General features: G+C 37.1%; 15 protein-coding genes. All 15 read right to left on the bottom strand.

Translation table 11 applies throughout. The annotated features are described in order from the left end of the window. Nucleotides 1-2 precede the first annotated feature (2 nt). Nucleotides 3-1,043, bottom strand: coding sequence for a polysaccharide deacetylase family protein (locus ACFFRD_RS20485; protein ID WP_392483124.1), 1,041 nt, complete (start codon nucleotides 1,041-1,043; stop codon nucleotides 3-5). An 8-nt stretch (nucleotides 1,044-1,051) separates the two neighbouring features. Next, the gene (locus tag ACFFRD_RS20480; protein WP_392482967.1) at nucleotides 1,052-1,777 is read right to left on the bottom strand and encodes a class I SAM-dependent methyltransferase; all 726 of its coding nucleotides are present in this window, start codon (nucleotides 1,775-1,777) and stop codon (nucleotides 1,052-1,054) included. Next, nucleotides 1,774-2,535: a class I SAM-dependent methyltransferase gene (locus ACFFRD_RS20475; protein WP_392482966.1), complete on the bottom strand. Its 762-nt coding sequence runs from the start codon at nucleotides 2,533-2,535 to the stop codon at nucleotides 1,774-1,776. Before ACFFRD_RS20475 ends, ACFFRD_RS20480 begins: the two co-directional genes overlap by 4 nt. A gap of 21 nt (nucleotides 2,536-2,556) precedes the next feature. Further along, a complete protein-coding gene (locus ACFFRD_RS20470) occupies nucleotides 2,557-2,700 on the bottom strand; it encodes a hypothetical protein (RefSeq protein ID WP_392482965.1) in 144 nt (47 codons plus the stop codon). A gap of 29 nt (nucleotides 2,701-2,729) precedes the next feature. Next, on the bottom strand, nucleotides 2,730-3,701 hold the full coding sequence (locus tag ACFFRD_RS20465) for a glycosyltransferase family 2 protein (RefSeq protein WP_392482964.1): 972 nt from the start codon (nucleotides 3,699-3,701) through the stop codon (nucleotides 2,730-2,732). Between the two features lie 4 nt (nucleotides 3,702-3,705). Next, nucleotides 3,706-3,867, bottom strand: a complete 162-nt coding sequence (locus ACFFRD_RS20460; protein ID WP_392482963.1) for a hypothetical protein — start codon at nucleotides 3,865-3,867, stop codon at nucleotides 3,706-3,708. 210 nt (nucleotides 3,868-4,077) lie between these two features. Continuing rightward, nucleotides 4,078-5,280 carry a glycosyltransferase family 4 protein gene (locus ACFFRD_RS20455; RefSeq protein WP_392482962.1) on the bottom strand — a complete coding sequence of 401 codons (1,203 nt, stop codon included), beginning with the start codon at nucleotides 5,278-5,280 and terminating at the stop codon, nucleotides 4,078-4,080. Nucleotides 5,281-5,520: 240 nt separating this feature from the next. After that, complete coding sequence (locus ACFFRD_RS20450; RefSeq protein WP_392482961.1) at nucleotides 5,521-6,861, bottom strand: glycosyltransferase family 4 protein; 1,341 nt, start codon at nucleotides 6,859-6,861, stop codon at nucleotides 5,521-5,523. Nucleotides 6,862-7,069: 208 nt separating this feature from the next. Then, the gene (locus ACFFRD_RS20445) at nucleotides 7,070-8,299 is read right to left on the bottom strand and encodes a polysaccharide pyruvyl transferase family protein (RefSeq protein ID WP_392482960.1); all 1,230 of its coding nucleotides are present in this window, start codon (nucleotides 8,297-8,299) and stop codon (nucleotides 7,070-7,072) included. Nucleotides 8,300-8,320: 21 nt separating this feature from the next. Then, nucleotides 8,321-9,613, bottom strand: coding sequence for a polysaccharide ABC transporter ATP-binding protein (locus tag ACFFRD_RS20440; RefSeq protein WP_392482959.1), 1,293 nt, complete (start codon nucleotides 9,611-9,613; stop codon nucleotides 8,321-8,323). A 2-nt stretch (nucleotides 9,614-9,615) separates the two neighbouring features. After that, nucleotides 9,616-10,425 carry an ABC transporter permease gene (locus ACFFRD_RS20435; protein WP_392483123.1) on the bottom strand — a complete coding sequence of 270 codons (810 nt, stop codon included), beginning with the start codon at nucleotides 10,423-10,425 and terminating at the stop codon, nucleotides 9,616-9,618. A gap of 281 nt (nucleotides 10,426-10,706) precedes the next feature. Beyond that, nucleotides 10,707-11,684, bottom strand: a complete 978-nt coding sequence (locus ACFFRD_RS20430; protein WP_392482958.1) for a glycosyltransferase family 2 protein — start codon at nucleotides 11,682-11,684, stop codon at nucleotides 10,707-10,709. A gap of 46 nt (nucleotides 11,685-11,730) precedes the next feature. Then, complete coding sequence (locus ACFFRD_RS20425) at nucleotides 11,731-12,687, bottom strand: glycosyltransferase family 2 protein (protein WP_392482957.1); 957 nt, start codon at nucleotides 12,685-12,687, stop codon at nucleotides 11,731-11,733. 152 nt (nucleotides 12,688-12,839) lie between these two features. Then, the gene (locus tag ACFFRD_RS20420; RefSeq protein WP_392482956.1) at nucleotides 12,840-13,799 is read right to left on the bottom strand and encodes a glycosyltransferase; all 960 of its coding nucleotides are present in this window, start codon (nucleotides 13,797-13,799) and stop codon (nucleotides 12,840-12,842) included. Between the two features lie 230 nt (nucleotides 13,800-14,029). After that, nucleotides 14,030-15,034 carry a glycosyltransferase family 2 protein gene (locus ACFFRD_RS20415; RefSeq protein ID WP_392482955.1) on the bottom strand — a complete coding sequence of 335 codons (1,005 nt, stop codon included), beginning with the start codon at nucleotides 15,032-15,034 and terminating at the stop codon, nucleotides 14,030-14,032. Between the last annotated feature and the right edge of the window lie 7 nt (nucleotides 15,035-15,041).

The raw sequence follows: 15,041 nt of genomic DNA, 5'->3' as shown, positions 1-15,041 counted from the left end.
AATTAAAAGAACCTTGACAACCAATGGGCAAAGGTTTCTCCGTCCCAATCTTCAACCACAACACGAGGTAACAGAAAAAAGTTGCTATGCTGCTGAACTTTACCAAGTATGGTAGAACAAGCGCAGGTAAATCCAGCTTCTTGGACGATGGAAGTAGTCTCAGTTGTATAACTACCATGAGGATACGAAAAACTCGTGATTAGATGCCCTAATATTTTCTCCAGGTAGTCTTTACTGTGCTGAATTTCATCTTGTTGCGAGGCTATGGGAAGTTGAGAAAGAAAGGGGTGTGTTACAGTGTGGGCACCAATTTCGATCAGTCCCCCTAACTCTAATGCAAGCATCTCCTCCTTGGAAAGAGAGCGATGGGTCGATCGCCCTACAGGTTCAGCGTTTGCCCAGATAGCTAGTTCATCTAGCAGCTTATTTCGCTCATAGATGGGCAAAAACTGCAACAGTTGATAAAGTGAGCGATAGAGTGTGTGTCGCAGAGTAGGATATTGTCTTAGTTTTCTGCCCATCCGACAATGGCGATCGCGCTGACGTTCAGTTTCACTGTAATGTGTTGCTTCTCCTAATTCCCATTGGTAGGTTCTGCCATTAATATTTAACCGGAGTAAGTCTGGTAAGATGCCAGGTTGTAATAACAGTCGTTCTAGTTCATCCCACCAAAATTCACGCTTTTGGTCAATACCGCCAGTCGTAACAAAAACTGTTGCTGGAATCTCGTATTTTTCTAATAGAGGTTTGGCATGATATAAGTTATCTGCGTAACCATCATCAAATGTAACTACAATTGACCGATTGATGGGTTGATGATCGCTCAGTCTTTTTGTCAATTGTTGTAAATGCAGAGGATAGCCATATTGTCGTAAAACTTCTAAGTGTTCAGCGAAGTGTTTTGGTGTCACACATAATGACCAAGGATCTGAACCTGCTTCATTTACACGGTGATACATCAAGATGAGGGCACCAGGGAAAATTTTATTTTTTAGCTGCCCAACAGTGTGTTGAACTTTGTTGCTGAGTTTGCCTAGAATCATTGGTTTCACTATTTCACAGCTCTAGCTGTAATTAAGACTTGGTACTCAGGGTCGTGAGACTCTAGCTTTGATTGTTCCAATTCCTCAGTTACAATGCCGTGCAGAAAAGCGATCGCACTCAACACGTTTCCATAGGCTGTAACTTGTATTTTGTTTTGGTCAAAAACTTCCTCAAATAGTCGCTGTGTGGAGAGAGTGGTGAAACTCCAGTATTGACCCCAACGAGTCATATCATCATAACTGATTTGAGTAATACCTGGTACAGTAGCGAGTAAAACACCCCCTGGCTTGAGAATGCGGTGAACAGTTTTAATTGCGGCTCGTACATCGTAGATAAATGGAAGTGTTTGGGTCAGAATGATGCAGTCGAATGTGTTGGATGGAAGATGTTCTGCCTTGGTTAAATCTGCTACAATAGTTGCTTTGGGATTACCTACTTCCACGTGAAGTACGTCGCTTTTTGTGATGCGATCGCCACCAAATTTGTTTGTGTAGAGGGGTTCCTTAATCTCTAGTACATGTCCTTGAATATCTTCAGCATAACGAGCCAGAAAATTTTCGATATAGTAGCGGTCAATCGCTAAACCCCGATCTAAACCGAAGTTAGGTCTAATTGGCTTGACTCGTCCTAGACTACCAAGGTTTATGTTTCCCACTGGTAAGCGACCATACCGGATATCTCGCAGCCAATAGTATACAGGAGTTGGCAGTTTCTTAACCAAGCTGATATTCATAATGCCACCTCTGGTTTTACTGCCCTAACAGTAATTAATACTTGGTATTCATCATCTTGGTAATCGAGTTCTTTCTGGCGTAAATCTTTAACAGCAAGTCCTTGCAAAAAGGCGATCGCTGCTAGAACGTTACCATGAGTTTCAACTTGAACATTAGTTTTGGAAAATTTCTCTTCAAATAACAATCTTGCTGATTGAGCCGTTAACGCCCAGCACCAATCATCACCCCATTCGCATTTGACTACTTGGCTAATACCAGGAACGGTTACTAGCAAAACACCGCCGGGTTTCAAGATGCGGTAGAGAGTTGCTAGAGCCGCTTGCATATTGTAGAGAAGGTGTAATGTCTGCGTTAGAACCACACAGTCAAAAGCATCTGATGGAATATGATCTGCGTTAGTCAGATCGCCGATGATAGTTGCTTCTGGGTTTCCTTCTATTACGTGTAGTACGTCACTTTGAGTAACGCGATCGCCACCAAATCTGCGTGTATATGACGCGTCGCCAATCTCCAATACTCGTCCTTGGACATCATTAGCCTGACGCTCAAGAAATTTTTCAATATAGTAGCGATCAATAGGAAGACCTCGATTGTAGCCAAAAGCCCGACTGATAGGAGTCAACCGTCGCAGGGAGCCAAAATTTACCATCCCCGTTGGTGGACTATATTTCTCTCCAAGAAATTGAGAACGTAATACATGATAGAGAGGTGATGGTAATGTTTGCTGTGCGATTTCCTTTAATTGTTTTCTATTCATAAACTGATTTACCAATTTTTATTACAATGAGAGCTTTCTCGACTTGTTAGCTTTATTTTGCTCTAGTAGTCCGCCAAGACAACTTTGCATGGTGGTCAGCAGAGGTGCAGAGGTGCGGAGGGAAATTTCTCTCGCCTGCTCCCCTGCTCCCTTGCCAGCCTCCACCCAGCATTTTTGGATTGGTCGAGTACTAGTTAAAATTGAGCTTTCTGCCAACGATGAATAGAGGTGAGAAACGTTAGACGTGCTATGGATTTCAAAAGCCATATCATCCGTTTTGTAAAAAGCCGAGGAATTACTGTTATTTTGTATAACTGTGGATGCTGATAAGTCCATAATGCTTTACGAAGTAAATTCCAAATTTTAGGATCTTGGATATTTTGCTTTATCAAGTATTTTTCTAACCAGTTTAGAAAAAATAATCTTACAGTGTTGTATTGATTGCTCTGGTGTACTTTTGCTACACAAGAATTAGGATGAATCCGATGTCGTTCCCAACACTCACTGGCTATAAATACAGATCCAATCAAATACAATTTGCTTAAGAAAGCCTGATCTTCATATAGCTGGTATATTCCGGTAAAACCTTCTTCAAAACCACCTATTTGTTCCACGATTGTACGACGCAATAGCAAATTCGACGGGCAAGGGGCTGTAGCTTTTCCTAACGGATAGCAAAGAGTCATTAGAGTAGGAGGTTTAAAAAGAGTATTAGGCTCAACACCTAGTTCTGGCATATAGTCTTTATTACTATCATCAGGATTACCTGTCCAACTTTCCCAGTATAGAGATTGCCCAAAGACCATCGCAGTTTCTGGATGAGATTCCATAATATCTACCTGCTGTTCTAATTTTTGTGGCAACCAGACATCATCGGAATCTAACAACGCTATGTATTTGCCTTTAGCATTACGAATACCCAGATTACGCGTTGCGCTCATGCCGCGATTTTGGTGACCTTCATGTTCCACATAGCGCACTTTGCCAGGGTATTTTTGGGCATATTGTTGGGCAATAACTGTACTACCATCAGTAGAACCATCATCTACTAGTAATAGTTCCCAATTTTCATAAGTTTGGGCAAATACACTTTCTATTGCTTCTTGAATAAATTGCTCGGCATTTAAAAAAATGACAATTATAGACACTAGTGAATTGCTGCTCATGTCATTATCCTAAAAGATATTTTTCGATTAAATCTAATATTTTTGAATCTTTACTGGCATCAAATTTTCGGGCATATAAACAAGGTGATTGAGATAATTGATTAAAATCATTGATACCCAATATTTCTGGATGATTTGGAGAATCTAGCCACAGTGTATGAGTCATATGTTCGGTGATTATTTTTTCTTTAAAAGGTTAATTCATAATAATAGTTTGAAAGAATATTTCATCTGGAGTTGATACATTTTTAAAAAAGTTAACAAAGTCAGGAGCTAAGACTAGGATAAATATCAGCAAATAAGATTTAGAAGATTTAGTTTGGAAAGCCTTTTTAAGCATAAGCTCATTCCTCAAAAAAGATTGGGTTTGAAAACTTTAAGCATATTTAATATCTCGAATCACCTTTTCGTAGTAATTTAAGAGTTCTTTCACTGTATTTTCAATCGCAAATTCTTGAACCTTCCACTTTGCTGCTTGACCAATTTCGTTTAAACTAGGGTGCATCCATACTTCATTTATTTTGCTAGCTAGTGCATTTACTTCACCCACAAGTACAAGAAAGCCTGTTTCTCCCTCGGTCAGCAGTTCCTCAAAACTAGCACCAATCGTTCCAATAATAGGTTTACCCAATCCCATAGCTTCTAAACAAGCATTGGGCAAGTTATCAATCAGAGACGGTAAGACAACAAGTTTAGCGCCAGCGATAACAGGATATAACTGGGTATGGGGTATCTGATCGATAAAGATGAGGCGGTCTGCATATTGATTACAGAGGGAAAGGGCATATTCCTTCATGGAAGGTGCAAGAGGAGATGATAAATCCCGCCCTACAAAGACAGCATGACAGTCTGGATGTTTCTCAAAGACTTGAGGTAGCGCTTGAGCTAATATATGAAATCCTTTAAGGAGTTGAAAACGACCGAAGAATAGCAAATATTTTTTGCCTTGTAAGTATTCATTGAAGACAGATGAATCCCAATCTGATGTTTCTAAATAAAAAGGTGTGCGGATGACCTGAACATTAGTTATTTTTGCTTGTTGAGCCAGTAGTCGCTTAACAGTACAACTTGGTACATAAATGTGTTTGTTCAGGCGCATCTGAAGCCCCTCCAACCACTGTATGATTTGCTCATCGCGATCGCGCTGTTCCCCAGACCTTTCATACCAGACCGGACGATATGCAGAAATACGTGTTACCTGTGGAATAGGCAAAATAAGGCTTGAAATCACACCACACGCATCCCAATCTGGGAACTGAACAATATCGAAAGGTTGCTGTTTGTGTAATTTTAAAAGTTTACGATAAACCTGAAAGCTAAAGTCCAAACATTGTGATGTTTGGCACATACTATATCGACTTAGTTTATCTAGTCTTTGTTGTATTTTTCCTAAAGTTAGGCGATGAATCTGAATACCTTCGTATTCAAATTCAGCTCGATCGATTTCTGAGAGAACTACAATATGAACCTCATGCCCTAAAGACAATAATGCCTTGGCTATTCGATGTAGATAGTTCGCTAAACCACCACTAAAATATTTTTCAGTGACATATTCTGTCGTAGCAAATCCAATACGCATACTTTTATCACCAATCTAAACAAATTTTATTTTTTGACAGTACTTATTTCAAGTAAAAGTTTTTTAATTGCTCTATTTTAATAGTTTTAAATTTTAAGTAAAAAATTATAACTTCATACGAATACTTCCTTTTTATTTGCTTAATTATTTTCTATTTATCGAAGAAAATAGGTTCTATTTATAAAAGCCAGGCGAACGGTTGAATCTATCTCAAGAAATTAGAATCCAAGATATTCTTGATTATTTTGTAACAGTAATTGCTTTCGATATTACTCTTTTCATAGTTATTTTTGTCCTTTTGGCTATTTCTATAAGACTAGAGATACTAGAGTGAGAACTGTATAGAGATAATATTTCCCAATTAAAGGGTTTATTAAGTATTGCTGAGTTAGCTAAACGACGAGTAATTTCAGATTCTCCCTCGGCTTGTAGCAGGTGGATAAGTGCTAACAACTCTCTATCGGCAATCCAGTTTCTCAAACGTCTTTTTGAGCATTCCGTGATAGTTTTATATCGAGAATCATCTCTAAATTTTGGCGATAATAATTTTCTTTTTGTGAATGCAGAAATAGCAGTCTGATAAAGCTCAGGAATACTTCTCAATGTTTGTTCCCATTTAAGATTGTCTACTATAGTTTGTCGTGCAGCCATACCAATACGTTGCCGCACTTCTTGATTCTTCTCTAAAAATGCAAGCTTTTTTAAAAATATTGCAGCATCATCAAAGCTAGCAAGAAAACCATTGATACCATTCTGGATTAACTCTGGAGCTAAACCAACTTCAGTAGTTACACAGCAAAGCCCCGAACTCATTGCTTCAATTAACGGTACTGGCCCGCCCTCAATGCGTGCCGTTACAACGTATGCATCCATTAACCGATAGCTTTCAGCAACATCATTTTTTTCTAATAAAAATGGTAAATGTGTTATTCTAGCTCCATTTTGTCTCTTTTGTTGAACAAGTGATTGCCAACCTGGGCCTCGTATAACCCACCAAGCAGACGGAAAGTTTGCATTACTTTCATCAATAAGTTTTTCTAGAATATTGATACCCTTTCGATTACATGAATCACTTGACCTTTTTGCAGAAAATCCTATAACAAAAGCATCATCAGGAATTCCGTACCGCCGACGCAAATCCTTACGTTCTTCTTCACCAGCAGAATGAAAAAGTTCTGTGTTTACGCCATTACGAACCATCACTAGCCGATCTTGAGCAATACCTTTTTCGATTAAAAAATCATGCCATTGAGAGCAAACGGTCATAATACTGTCTGCATAAGGTGCAGGCTCAATACTCCATAAATTTTCAAAATGGTGTATGGTTGCAACACAAGCTGTAGTTTCTGAAAAGGCAGGAAATAAAGCAGTGGCTATATGGGGAGTAAGAAAATGGACGACATCTAATGGCAGGGGAAATTGTCCATTACAGTGTGAGAGTAACTCATGTAAAACAGGTTCAGAACAGATATATGCTTCAATTCCTGGAACTTTATTAGAAATTTCAGTAGCAATTGTTCCTGTAACCCAATGTATTGAATCTGGAACTAGCAACACTCGAAGGTTTGGATATGAGTCCATAAAAATTAACTAGATATTTGAAAGATTCTTTTGGTTGTTTAATAAACAATTGATGTGACTAAATTTATTTTTTAGTGAAAAAGCTGCACTCATCGCATTACTAATAAATCAATTACAATCAAATTGACATGGCTAAAAATTGGTAACTACACAACTGTTTCAAAAACAAATCTGCATCATTTCTACTTGTTACAATTGTTTTTTTGATTTAAGAACGTTTTATGGCTAATGCTAGTTGTTCTTTTACAGCTTGAATAGTTGTTGTTTTCATGGAACTCAACGTATCTGAATCAACTCCTTTGGAAATAGTATCAACTATACCATCAACTAATTTTGCAGGAGTAATACTGCTTGCTTCAAAACAATAATTTTCTTGCTTGCTTTCCTTAAAAAAGCTTTCTAATTTATCATCCCATTTGATACCAATAACTGGGATACCTAAAGAATAGGCTACTATACAAGCATGCAATCTAAAAGCGACAATTCCTCGAAAATTGCTAATTGTTTTGACAAGTGCCTTACCATTTGTAGGTCTTGGTAGTAGAATATCAGAGCGATCGCGTGATTCAACTAAGGAGTCGACTATTGTTTCTGCAAATAATTGGTCATTAGGAGAACCATTAGTAAAAAACTTAAATTGTAATTTCCTATTAATAAGTTCATGAGCAATATCAATCCAAAATTGTAATAATTTAGTTTCAGTAAAGAAATCTTGTACTAGTTCCTTGGAATGTCTTTTTAAGACATCAGGTTCAGCAACACCTAATCCTATATACTGAGAATTTTCTTTTCTGTGAATTCCATAAGCTTCTGCACAGCAAGTTGCTATATCATGAGAGGCACTTAATTTTGTTAAGATTCCTGGTATACGTTTAGATAGTCTGTTCAGAGATTCAATATCTCTCACAGTAATACTTGTGGCATTACTCAAAGCTTGACTAAATAAAAAGGTAGCTAATCTTGACCAATGATAGCTAACTCCACAGCCATAAAAATAAAAAGGTAAACCTAATTTTTTAGCACATTGAGAAACATCATATATTTTTAAAGGAAAATCAAAGTTGTTATCAGCAAGTAATTGTCCTCCTCCGATAATAAGCACAGAGGCTCCCTCTAATTTATGCTTGTAAAGTCTATATCTCTGCGGTTTCCATTTAAAAAACCACCATAAAGTAGTTGCACCTCTATGAGAAAAAATTTTTACTATTAATTTCCAAATAAAAAATTTTAATGATGTCTTTGAAGTATCAATGCTAGGAATTTCTTGTTCAACAAGAATATATTTGTCTAAATTTTCTCGAAGTGATAAATCGAGAAAGTCAACCTTTACGGATGGTATTGAGTTTTTAATTAAATATGAGAAGGTTTCAGCGATAACTGCGTCTCCTACATTGTTGCTAAACACTTCTCCACAAATTACTATTTTTTGCGCTTTCATATTTTATCTCTATAAAATAGCTTAATTTATTAATTTCCAATCTCTTGGCTGATAATATAAACATTTATTCATATTTTTAACGGGTTTAACTACAAATTTATATGATTCTACGAAATCAAGAACATTGAAGTATGGACTATTGCTCAAATTAACTTTTGCGGAATATACACCTGCTTTTAAACCACAATAAGGGATATAAAGTTGTATGGTAAATTTTCCTGAATATAAATTAAATGATTGCCCATCATAACTAGATTTTAAGACTAATACTTCCTCGTTTGACTCTGATAGATGATTGACTATAACGCTTAGATTGACATCATACAGATTTTCAAATGTATAACCATGAACGTTGAGACAAGCAGGTTTACCACTGACAAGGTGTTCGAGAATATTGCCATCATTATCTCTGAATGATAAAGATTTTATTTGTAAACCTGTTGGTTCTGCTCGATCTGGCAGCACAAATTCTGCTGATATTTTATCTTTTTTATTACCCTTATAATCTATAAATAAATCCTCTTCGTATTTGTCAATTACAAAACTTGATTGTCCACTCAGAAGCATTTGACCTTTTGACAAATAAACTGCCATCTCACAAACAGCTATGATTGATAAAGAATTATGAGAGACAAGTATAAATGATGTTCCTCGATCTCGAAGTTGAGCCAATCTACGATGACATTTAGCTCGAAATTTAGCATCTCCTACAGCTAATACTTCATCAATTAGGAGAATATCTGGCTCTGTATGAATCGCACTTGCAAATCCTAACCTTGCAGCCATTCCAGAACTATAAGTCTGCACAGGTGCATCAATTGCATCCCCAATTTCTGCAAACTCTATAACTTCATCAAGTCTCTCATCAATTTCCTTTTTAGACAATCCCAAAATGGCCATATTGGCATAAATATTTTCTCTCCCTGTCAAAATAGGATTAAATCCTGCTCCCAAGGCAATTAACGGTGCTACTCGACCATTAATTTCTACACAACCACTATCTGGTTTAATCAAACCAGCAATAATCCGCAGTAGTGTTGATTTTCCACTACCATTTTTCCCAACTAAGCCTAATGCTTCTCCTCGACACAATTCAAAACTGACGTTATTTAGCGCCCAAAATTCTTTTTCTCGCAGTTTATCACTCTTTTCTCGCAACCCTAATAATTCTGAAGTTATATCCTGAACTCCATACATCAAAGACCGCTTTAAATCTCGACAAAACTTTTTAGAAACTCCCTTAACAGAAAGGACAATATTACTTTCGTCACCCTGCTGCTTTGCTGCTATTTCTTGCTCATTGATAATCGTCATAATTATGAACTAATCCTCTCAATTACAAAGGGCATTGCTAGACGATAGATAATCCAAGCTAATAGCAATCCTAAAATTGCGATTAAACTCGCTATCCAAAATCCTTCTGGGTCTGATATAAAGCCTGTTGTTGCTAATTCTCGCGTTGTTACTAACAAAGGTGTAACCGGATTTAGCTTCACAATACTGCCAAATACTCCATGACTGGGAACTGGATAAACTACTGGTGTAAGAAACAACCAAAATCCAGTAATCAAGGTTAATCCTCTAGAAAAATCCTGGTATAAAGCACCCATCGGTGCTAACAACAAACCAATAAATGTTCCTAACAAGACTAAATGAATTAATGCAACTGGGGCTAAAATTAGGCTCCAAGTAACTGGGATATGAAACCAGGTAAATAAACCTATAATTAATATGAGCTTGATACCAAAGTTAAAAAATACTTCTCCTAGTTTGGCAAGAATTAGTGCTTCATGGGGAAAGTTAATTCTTGCCAGCATTGACTTGGCATCGTTCACTGCTTGGAGTGGCCCATTTAGTGCCTCTGTGAAGGTTTGCCACAGTGTCATACTGAACATAACATAGGCAGGATACGGTAACTCTGTATTACCAATATTGATAACACCATTGCTTTTAGCAAAAGTGAAACCTGCTGCCGTAATTATTGGCGGAATAAATGCCCAAAAAATTCCTAGAAATGATTGACGGTATTGAGCATTAATATCTCTTACTAGAAGTCGCCAAGCTAATTCTTGAGAGGCTAATAAATCTCGTCCCATTTCCTTGAACAACTTAAAAGGATGCCGCATCCGACTCTCAGATGTGTAGACAAATCTAGTTAAACCCGATTCTGGTTTTTGTGTTTGCCGAGGTTGTTTACTTCTCAATCTACTCATATCTAGCTACCATAAGTTAACTCAAAATTTTTCACTAAACTTAACATAATCGACCAAATGGATAAATGATTAATATGGCTGTTCTGTACAACCTACTTCTATAACTAATTCAGGGAAGTTTTTTTGAGTTGCTATAATTTGTAATTTGTCATAATTGCTGGAATTAACTAGTCAGTAATAAGAATCTTCGTAATTTAATTTGTTATGGATTCAGTAGCAGCAGTGGGAACATTAAATAACCTATGGTTTAAATTACGCTTGAGAGAGCGTATGCTAGCGTACTTATCTACACCCAACCAGCGTGTCAGAAAAATTGCTAGGCTCAAGCGTAGACAGTTATTAGAGAAACGTAACTGAGGATTGTGTAAAAATGCTTGCCTTCGGCAATACATTGCTTGCTTGTAGTCACCGCTATATATGGATACCCAAGCTTGGTAGCGGTAAAAATAGGCATAGGCTCGGCTTCTCAAATACAGCAACTCTAAGGGAACAGATTGATATGCTCTCTCAATAACTATTCGTGCATTTGCAAGCATGTGCTGACAGTTTTTAGACATATTTTGACTATGCTGGCGATAAAAAGTTAAAGGTTCTTTCACTACTGTAAAGGGATAACGATAGGCAATACGAATCCACATATCCCAATCAGCTGTACCAGATAAATCACGAGCAAATACACCGACATTTTCAAAACAACAACGGCGCACTATTGCTGCACCACTACTAACTGAATTGATCATAATGATTTGTTCCCAGACATTTCCCTCTGAATCAGGACTCCATTGTTCACCTGTAGGTTTATCTGTTTCATCAATTAAAATTGTCCAGTTATGTACCAAACCTACTGCTGAATTATCCTCGAAACAACGGACTTGTTTCTCCAGTTTTGTCGGGACCCATAAATCGTCAGCATCCAGAAATGCTATATATTCACCTTGTGCCTGAGCAATGCCTGTATTGCGCGCTCCTGATAATCCTTGGTTTTCCTGCGAAATAAGTTTAACACGCGAATCTGTCACGCTAGCAAACCATTCTGAAATACAATCTGAACTGCCATCATTAATAATTAATACTTCAAAATCTGTGAAAGTCTGCCTTAAAACACTCTCTAAAGTTTTTGGCAGATAAGCCATAGCATTATAGGCGGGAATGACAACAGAAACTTTAGGCATATTTTACTTAATTATTTTCAAAGCCTAGAGATAAAAAAAGAAAATTTTATCGTGCAAAACTTAAAATTTGCCGACGTAATAAATGGGTTAGACTTCGTATTCCGTCGTAGCCATGTGGACCAAAGCAGCGCATTAATAAAACTGCTAAACTCAAGCGAATAAATTTCTCCGAGTAGCATATTTGTGGATAATGCAGCATAGCTTGCTGACGGAAATGAATTGCCTTTGTGTAGTTACCTTCATCTATAGCGACCCATGCTAAACCCAAGTTAGTACTTGCATAAGCTCGGTTTCTCAAATGCAGTAACTCTAATGGTACAGACTCAAATGTTTTCTCTATCAGAGTCCGCAAACCCTGAATCATCCGCTCACGATTTTTGGTTGTATTTGTAGAATGCTGCCGATAGAAGGTTAAAGTTTCTTTAACTACTGCAAAGGGATAACAAGCAGCAATTCTCAGCCACATATCCATATCTTCTGCAAAGGCTAAGTTTTGATCAAATACTCCCACTCTTTCAAAACAACAACGCCGTACCATTGCTGAACTGCTATTACACATTTCATCAGTTACTAGAAGTTGTTGCCACACATCACCTTCTGCATGAGAAGCATAAATTTTGCCAGTAGCATTTTCCATCTCATCAACTAAAATCGTCCAAGTATAAACCAAACCTACTGTCGGTTTATTATCCAGACAATGTACTTGCTTTTCTAACTTTGTCGGCTCCCACAAATCGTCAGCATCTAAAAAAGCTATATACTCACCTTGAGCATGAGCTATACCAGTGTTGCGTGCTATAGATACACCTTGGTTTGCTTGCGAAATCAATTTTATGTGTGGGTCTAACAGACTAGTTACCCACTCTACAATATGGTCTGAACTACCATCGTTAATAATTAATACTTCAAAATCTGTAAAAGTCTGATTTAACACACTTTCTACAGTTTTTGGTAGATAGACCATAGCATTATAAGCAGGTATCACAACAGAAACTCTTGGCATTTTTAGTCTTCCTTTTTAGTTTTAATAATTGGTTGTTGTCTTGCTTATAAAAAACGAACAATTCGTATAAAGTTAACTGATTTACAAAATTTAAATTTTTATGCTATGTAAGCATTATATTTAGCTGAGATATTACATGATAAAATTTTAGTTTATGGTTTATCTGAAAAATAATTTATTTCTTGGGATATCAAACCTATTTTTTGAAAGATTTCTGTGAAGCGATGCACATAGGTATGTTCATTCAAAGTCCGCTCGTAGCCAGCCTTGGCAATAGCAAGGCGCTGTTCTTCATGTTCTAAGTAATACTTTATCTGATCAATTAAAACTTCATTTGTGTTAAAGCACTCTACTTCCTGACCTATTCGGTAATATTCATTCAAATTTTCTGCCTTACCAGTCAATAAGAATCCACCGCATCCAGGAACCTCAAAATTTCTTCCTTTGATTTGTTCATAATTTTGTTGGCCGTCAGATTTAGGCTGTTCTGATACAGAATCAACAGGTAGAAAATTTTGGTGGAATTTATCATATAACTCACTACCTTTTACTTTTAGCTGATCTCCATATGGAACAAAATCAAGGCACTGAGAAACAAACTTCTTGGTAAGATTGTTTTTTCGCCCGACCATAAAGGAGTTTTGCAAGTTTAAGTTGATGCGGCTTTGGTTGAATACTTCAATCATTTCTGCTTGTGACAAGCGCCCTATTTTCCAGCCGTTTCCCCATACATGAACTTTTATCCCTGATTTCGCCAGTGTCTCAATTACCTGCCTTCTATTGCTATGAGGTTGACCTACAAAAGTTACATCATATTTGAGTGGCAAATCTAACTTGCGATATAAAAAATGATTACAGCCCCACTGGCTTTTAATCACATTGCGGTATCCTATTTGTTCATATTTCGGTAAAGCACTTTGGGCTGTGGTAACTACCCAATTAAAGCAAGGTGCCAAAAAACAAGAAAAATTTTCAAAGCGCCAGTGATCATCAGCAAACCAGTTAAGAGTAATAGTGTCAGTATTTTCGGAAATTTCTCTAACTACTTTTGGATCGAGTTCATTAGTGAATAAAAACGTAAACATCAAGTCTGGTTGTTCAGTCTTTACCACTTCCATTAACCTATGATTCATCCCTAAATGTCCATACTTATGCAACAGTGTCATGAAGTCGAAGTACAGAATTTCGTGACCAATTCTCATCAGGGAGTCGTAAAAATTGCAGTGTTCAAAGCTGTAACCTTGTTCTGGTTTACCATAGTTATACTTCATGCCAACATAAAGTATTTTGAGCCTCTTTTGGCTAATAGTTTGATTAGTCGAAGCTATAGATAAATCGGGAATCATTTAATTTTTAACCTTGAATAGATGAAACTTTCTTTTCCAAGACTCGATAAGTGTCTTCTTAGTTTGTAAATCAGTTTCAAAACCTGGGTGTAGGTATTAACTCCAAATAATTGCAGTGCAACTATTGCCAAACTCAGGCGAATGTACTCCCAACTGTAACGTAGCTGAGGATAGTGTATGAGAGCTTGTTGCCGAAAATTAAGTGCCTGCTTATAATCTCGATCTCTGTTTTGCAGGCATTTCCAAGCAAGACGAAGGTTAGCATGTCCATAACTGCGGTTCTTCAAATATAGTAGCTCTGGTGATGCAGTTTGAAATGCTTTCTCTATGACTATACGGTAAGCTTTATTAAGAGATTGCCAGTTTGTGGAAGTATTACTAATGTGTTGGCGATAGGATATTAAAGGTTCTTTAATGACTGTAAAAGGATAATGAGCAGCAATGCGAATCCACATTTCCCAATCTTCAACATCAACAGGGTATTCATTCTGACGAGGTGAAAATCCTCCTAACTTTTGAAAACACAAACGTCGAACCATCACTGAAGAACAAGCTACTGTATTTTTCTCAACTAGTTGTTTCCATACACTACCTTCTGTCTTTGATTTCATTACTTTGCCTGTGGGTTTACCCTGCTCATCAATTACAGCCATCCAAGTATGTACTAAACCAATTGTTGGATTATGATCCAAACAACGAACTTGTTTTTCTAATTTAGTTGCATTCCAGAGGTCATCAGAATCTAAAAATGCTATGTATTCTCCTTGAGCCTGACTAATGCCTATGTTGCGTGCTACAGATACTCCTTGATTTTGTTGCGAAATGAGTTTTACTCGTTTATCAGTTAGATTCAATACCCATTCTTGAATGTTGTCTGAACTACCATCATTAATGATTAATATTTCAAAATTAGTGAAGGTTTGTTGCAATACACTAGACACAGTTTTTGGTAAATAGTGCATCGCATTGTAGGCTGGAATTATAACAGAAACTTTTAGCATGGATTAG

The organism is Nostoc sp. C110 (assembly GCF_043099725.1).
Taxonomy (GTDB): Bacteria; Cyanobacteriota; Cyanobacteriia; order Cyanobacteriales; family Nostocaceae; genus Nostoc; species Nostoc muscorum_A.
The sequence above is the reverse complement of the archived record's forward strand: the minus strand, read 5'-3'. Positions and strand labels throughout refer to the sequence as shown.

Excerpts from the sequence above, each read along its gene's own strand:
- ACFFRD_RS20450 (WP_392482961.1), bottom strand. The coding sequence starts at position 6,861 with ATGGACTCATATCCAAACCTTCGAGTGTTGCTAGTTCCAGATTCAATA.
- ACFFRD_RS20415 (WP_392482955.1), bottom strand. The coding sequence starts at position 15,034 with ATGCTAAAAGTTTCTGTTATAATTCCAGCCTACAATGCGATGCACTAT.
- ACFFRD_RS20455 (WP_392482962.1), bottom strand. The coding sequence starts at position 5,280 with ATGCGTATTGGATTTGCTACGACAGAATATGTCACTGAAAAATATTTT.
- ACFFRD_RS20460 (WP_392482963.1), bottom strand. The coding sequence starts at position 3,867 with ATGACTCATACACTGTGGCTAGATTCTCCAAATCATCCAGAAATATTG.
- ACFFRD_RS20430 (WP_392482958.1), bottom strand. The coding sequence starts at position 11,684 with ATGCCTAAAGTTTCTGTTGTCATTCCCGCCTATAATGCTATGGCTTAT.
- ACFFRD_RS20435 (WP_392483123.1), bottom strand. The coding sequence starts at position 10,425 with ATGCGGCATCCTTTTAAGTTGTTCAAGGAAATGGGACGAGATTTATTA.
- ACFFRD_RS20475 (WP_392482966.1), bottom strand. The coding sequence starts at position 2,535 with ATGAATAGAAAACAATTAAAGGAAATCGCACAGCAAACATTACCATCA.
- ACFFRD_RS20440 (WP_392482959.1), bottom strand. The coding sequence starts at position 9,613 with ATGACGATTATCAATGAGCAAGAAATAGCAGCAAAGCAGCAGGGTGAC.
- ACFFRD_RS20480 (WP_392482967.1), bottom strand. The coding sequence starts at position 1,777 with ATGAATATCAGCTTGGTTAAGAAACTGCCAACTCCTGTATACTATTGG.
- ACFFRD_RS20465 (WP_392482964.1), bottom strand. The coding sequence starts at position 3,701 with ATGAGCAGCAATTCACTAGTGTCTATAATTGTCATTTTTTTAAATGCC.
- ACFFRD_RS20445 (WP_392482960.1), bottom strand. The coding sequence starts at position 8,299 with ATGAAAGCGCAAAAAATAGTAATTTGTGGAGAAGTGTTTAGCAACAAT.
- ACFFRD_RS20485 (WP_392483124.1), bottom strand. The coding sequence starts at position 1,043 with ATGATTCTAGGCAAACTCAGCAACAAAGTTCAACACACTGTTGGGCAG.
- ACFFRD_RS20425 (WP_392482957.1), bottom strand. The coding sequence starts at position 12,687 with ATGCCAAGAGTTTCTGTTGTGATACCTGCTTATAATGCTATGGTCTAT.